At 51.0% G+C, this 4,981-nt stretch carries 3 protein-coding genes and 1 tRNA gene; 1 reads left to right on the top strand and 3 read right to left on the bottom strand.

Annotation, left to right across the window (positions count from 1 at the left end; all coding sequences use genetic code 11):
• Window positions 1-178: 178 nt before the first annotated feature.
• Both F3H12_RS12720 and F3H12_RS12715 read right to left on the bottom strand, forming a co-directional pair.
• Window positions 179-2,638 (bottom strand): bifunctional diguanylate cyclase/phosphodiesterase, encoded by a 2,460-nt coding sequence (locus tag F3H12_RS12720; RefSeq protein WP_149679693.1) that lies wholly within the window; start codon window positions 2,636-2,638, stop codon window positions 179-181.
• A gap of 187 nt (window positions 2,639-2,825) precedes the next feature.
• Entirely contained in the window at window positions 2,826-3,884 is a 1,059-nt protein-coding gene (locus F3H12_RS12715) for a DUF4349 domain-containing protein (protein ID WP_149679692.1), read from the bottom strand.
• On the opposite strand from F3H12_RS12715, the gene F3H12_RS12710 reads away from it, so the two are divergent.
• A complete protein-coding gene (locus tag F3H12_RS12710; RefSeq protein ID WP_149679691.1) occupies window positions 3,876-4,568 on the top strand; it encodes a hypothetical protein in 693 nt (230 codons plus the stop codon). The two genes, F3H12_RS12715 and F3H12_RS12710, sit on opposite strands and share 9 nt — an antisense overlap.
• A gap of 162 nt (window positions 4,569-4,730) precedes the next feature.
• Here F3H12_RS12710 and F3H12_RS12705 read toward each other — a convergent pair.
• Window positions 4,731-4,807, bottom strand: a tRNA-Arg gene (locus F3H12_RS12705).
• Between the last annotated feature and the right edge of the window lie 174 nt (window positions 4,808-4,981).

Genomic DNA, 4,981 nt, shown 5'->3' with positions numbered 1-4,981 from the left:
CGTCAACAGCTTTCGCGGCATAAACGCTTAGGCTATTGTCTCATTAGCTACCGTTTGATGACCGAGGTAATTTACACACTAATTTGGACTTGACTCTCCTTTGCTAATGTTTTTCTTTGGTTATTAAACATTTTACAATGGATTACCATGAGTTTTCTATATATTACGGCATTTTATTTTACAACTTCCCGCCTGACTTCTCCCCGGACGCTTTTTTCTGTTCCAGCAGCATTTCCACATCGGACTCGGGGAGCGGCCTGCTCACAAGGAAGCCCTGAACCCGGTCACACTTTCGCCGCATCAGGTAATCCATCTGCTCCTGGAACTCCACGCCTTCTGCCACGGTGGTCAGCCCCAGTTTGCGCCCGATGGTCATGATGGCGCTCACCAGAAGTCCGCTCTCCCTGGCCTGCCCGATATGATCGATAAAGGACTTGTCGATCTTGATCGTATTGATGGGCAGATGCATGAGGTAGTTCAGGGAGGAATAGCCCGTCCCGAAATCATCCAGGGCGATTTTGACACCGGCTTCCCTCAAAAGGAGAATATTCTCCTGCGCCGCGGCCACCGATTCCAGCATGATCGACTCGGTGATCTCCAACTCCAGGAAGCAGCTGGGAATGCGATATTCCTGCAAAAGATCCAGCACCAGCCCGGTAAAGTCCTTCTGCATGAGCTGGATGATGGATATGTTGACGCTCATGATCAGCTGGTCATGGCCCCGTTCCCTGAGTTTTTTCAGAAAGGCCAGAGCGGATCGCAGCACAAACTCCCCTATGGGGATGATAAGCCCGGTTTCCTCCGCAACCGGGATGAACCGGGAGGGCGGGACCCTTCCCAGGTACCTGTTTTCCCAGCGGAGCAGCGCCTCAAGGGCCACGATTCTTTTGCTCCGGGTATCAAACTGGGGCTGGTAATGGACGATGAATTCATCGCCTTCAAGGGCACCCTTCAGGCAGTTGATCAGGTTGAGGCGCTCCACCACGGCATCATTGAGTTCCCTGTGGTAGAACATGTATTTGCATTTCTTGTCCTTGGCCTTGTACATCGCCATCTCGGCGTTCTTGAACAAACCGTCAAAGCTTTGCGCATCCTGCGGAAAGCGGGTAATGCCAATGCTCGTGGAAAGGCTGATATTTGCATCATTGATGCCAATAAACCCGTCCACCTTTTCCTCAATCTCCTGGGCGAGATGGGCCAGGCTGTGTTCAGAGTCAAAGTCCCAGATGAGAATGGCGAATTCATCCCCTCCCAGGCGGGCAAGAAACATGTTTTCCCCGATGATCTGCCTGAGCCTTTCGGCCACTTCAATCAGGATCCTGTCTCCGGTCAGGTGGCCATAGGTTTCATTGACCAGCTTGAAGTCATCCAGATCGATGAGCAGCAGGGCCATGCTCATGTGCCTGTTCTCCAGTTCCCGTGTGAACCTCTCGGCCAGGCTGATCTTGTTGGGCAGACCGGTCAGCAGATCCGTATAGGCCAGTTTATTTATCTTTTCTTCGGTTTCCTTCTTTGCCGTAATATCGGTGTAGGCCCAGGCCACCCTTATCAGGTTGCCGTCCTGATCCCACAGGCTCTTTCCAACGGCGCGGATCCATTTGAGCCCTTTCTTGTTATACCGGAATTCGCATTCCATATAGGACGTTTTTTGCTCAAAATGCTTTTCCATCATGCGGTGGAGTTCTTCCGCTTCCTCCGGTGGAACATAACTGCGCCAGGTATTCAGATCAACAGTCGGATCACCCTTGTCAAAGCCGAAAATCTCGTACCACTTGTCGGAATAGCGCGCCTTTTTCTCCACAGCATCCCAGTCCAGGATACCGATCTGCGCGGCATCAATAACCAGTTCATACCTGGCTTCCGATTCCTGGAGCTTAAGCTTCTGCCGTGTCAATTCATCCAGCTGCGCCTTGAGCGCATCTTCCGAGGCCACAAGCTTTTCATAGACAGACCGCAGTTCCGCATGGCTTTCTTTCAGTTGGATTTCCTTTTGGGCCCTGTCAGTGATATCCACTGCGATCAGTTCATAGCTTTCCCTGCCTATTTCAGGTCCTGCAGGCTCAACGGAGCAGTAGAGATGTCTGTATCCCTCACCCGCTTTGAGCCTCAGCTCAAAATGCGGGTTCAGTTCCGTTGCCGCCCGCCTGTCCATCCTTTTATTCAGCTTTTCCGCATCCTTAAGGGAGAGAAGACTGATAAAGCTGTCGGGCCTTTCGGTGCCGATATCCTGAAACAGCCGCTGTGCATGCTTATTGAAATCCAGGATCGTTCCCGACCGATCCAGCGTAATGGTGATGATATTTGCCGCATCAACGGCACTTTTCAGGGTATTCTGGCTTTTTCTGATCCTATTTTTAAGGTAAAAAAGATAACCGCCCACCAGGATGAGAAGAAAGGTGGTCAGGAGAATAGTCCCCGTTACAGCAGGAACCAGCCGGCTTTCCACATCATTCAGAATATCCCCTGCGATACCCGCAGCCTCCGGATTCTGTCCGCCGCATACTCCGTCCAGGTAGCGCTCAACGGCCTTTATCAGGGAATCTACAATAATTCGGCAAACAAAAAAGACTATCACACCTGCTGCGATAATGAGTGCGGCAAAACCTTTTAAACTGCGCGAAAACCTTGAAAAAAACACTGTTTAGTCCTCCATCGCTGTTTCTAAGGGGTAAACCGGCCGTTGAACACCGAATGCTGGTATGAAGCAAAGATGAAATAATAGTTACCCAGTTTCCGGCAGTTAAAACAGGCCTGCCGACAATTTTTTCGGAAGGCCTGCCATAAATTGCGCATGATACGCATATATACTTCTATTGGTTTATCGGTTAATCCTGAGGTTTTTCGTCATCCGGGCTCCCCGGTACAATGCCCGCGGCTTTTGCATGCTTTTTTCTTTTTCTTCTTTTCACGATCAGGATGACAACCAGGGCCAGAACGAGGATCAGTAACAACAGGATCCAGTTGTACACCAGCCAGACCAGGAAGTTTTCCAGTTCATCCACAAAGGATTCGATGGCTGTCCGGAAGGCATGACCCAACCGATCGCCCAGGGTTCTGGCAACGGGTGCAGCAGGGGTTATCTCCACCACTTCCTCCAGTTCAACGGTTATCCTGCTGTATTGCACCAGTCGGTCATAGTTCTTCAGTTTGTTTTCGATGCTTTCAATCTCATAGCGGACATCAGAGATCCTGGACTCGAGCGTGATGACGTCCTCCAGCTTTTCTGCCCGGGAGAGGATGTCCAGCAGGGTTTCTTCCTGCATTTTCAGGTTCCTGAGCCTTGTCTCGTAATCGATATACTGATCGGTGATATCGGTTCCGCTGGTGCTGCTTTGGGTCACAACACCCACGGATCCCATGTTTTCCATGATGGCTTCGAATTGTTGGGAGGGAACCCGGAACACGATGGTGGCATGCCTGAGAGCATTCGCGCTGTAGCTGCTTCCCCGCACATTCTTCTCCTCGATAAATCCGCCTGATTGGGCGATCATCTCGTCAATGGCGGCCATGGATTGTTCGAAATCCCTGGTCTCTAAAAAGGCGCGGCCCTCCTTGATGATTTTCCGGTCCGTGGGCAAAGCCCCGTCCGCAATCTCTTCGGTGAAGGTTACTTTTACCTCATCCTGGCCATAGCCGATGCCCCCGTAGCTTGCGGCATTCTTGGAAACGGCTGACGGTGCCTGCACGCTCCGGGCCTGAGGTTCGGCCTTCACAAAATAGGATCCGGTGCTCCCCGCATAAACAGGAGCGGCATTCTGATCGGAGGCATAATTGTCTTCGTCCGGGACTCGGCCAAAAGCGGTAAATAGGAGAAACAGCACAAGGACAATGCCCAGGGCGGCCATGAACCCTTTCCCGTATGATTTGGCCGGAAAATGCTTCATATCAACACATCCTTCCGTTGTGTGGTTGCTCTGCCCAATTGGACGAAAAGGATTGGGTACGGGTTCATTGGGTTTTCCGGCTTCATGTCCGTCCAGGGTTTATCCTTTTTCGGGATGCTCCGCACCTTTCGGATAAGCCTTTTACAAAATGGCCCGTTCCGGCAGAAAAGGCCGCTCCTCTTCATAGCGGCTAAAAAATACGGCAAACCGGTTCCCCCCGTTAAGGGGAAAACCGGCCTGCCGCCTGCTTCCTCTATAGAAATCTGCTGCATCCTTGCTCCTCACGGAGCAGGCTTTTGGCAATCCCATGAATCCATTTACCGGCCGCCTTCATATATGGTCTCTTCCCATCTGCAAGGTTTCAGCCGGTTTGTCTTTGGTGTCTTCAAATTCTGCATTTTCCTTCCGGAATACTCGGCCGGCTTGTTTTCCTCTGCAGAATCTTCGGAATCATCCTCGCACGACGGCGGTTCATCCGAAGGGTTTTGGCTTTTGTACCTTGAATTCTCGTCCCTAGAGGTTCACCCGGTAATAACCGTGCCAGCCCGGGAATATCTGCAAAAGCGCAGCCCTCAACTTTGCCTTGCAGATTCACCTTTTTCTGGCACTTCGCCCTGTCCATCTTTCTGTGTTTATTTTAATATGCCGGGAAAATCGTATCATCCGCCGCATGAACTGAAATAATCGGGTCTTTGGTCCTATGAATCGAGGAAAAGCCGGCGTTCTCGACAATTTTCGATGAACGCCTCCCGTGAGATTTGAAAAACCTCGGCGAACCGTCACGATCAGGCGCATGTCGTGCTCATAAAAATGAACCCCTGAAAGCTTACCACTTTCAGGGGTCTTTGGCGCGCCCAGCAGGGGTCGAACCCACAACCTTCTGGTCCGTAGCCAGACGCTCTATCCAGTTGAGCTATGGGCGCATATGACCGTTTCGCAAACGACGTGCATAGAATATCATAATACAATCTCGGATAAAAATCAACGGCCAGCTATAATTTCTGTTGTTGTTCTGTGATATTGTCAGGGTGTAACTGATCCGAGAAAATGTCAGTATGAGCAAGGAGCAGATCACCTTGACAAAGAACGAACTGAAA

It is taken from the genome of Thermoclostridium caenicola (genome assembly GCF_900142095.1).
Lineage (GTDB): Bacteria > Bacillota > Clostridia > DSM-8532 > DSM-8532 > Thermoclostridium_A > Thermoclostridium_A caenicola.
The sequence above is the reverse complement of the archived record's forward strand: the minus strand, read 5'-3'. Positions and strand labels throughout refer to the sequence as shown.

Bases quoted from the DNA above. Each gene is read 5' to 3' on its own strand.
- F3H12_RS12710 (WP_149679691.1), top strand. From the start codon at position 3,876: ATGCTTCATATCAACACATCCTTCCGTTGTGTGGTTGCTCTGCCCAAT.
- F3H12_RS12715 (WP_149679692.1), bottom strand. From the start codon at position 3,884: ATGAAGCATTTTCCGGCCAAATCATACGGGAAAGGGTTCATGGCCGCC.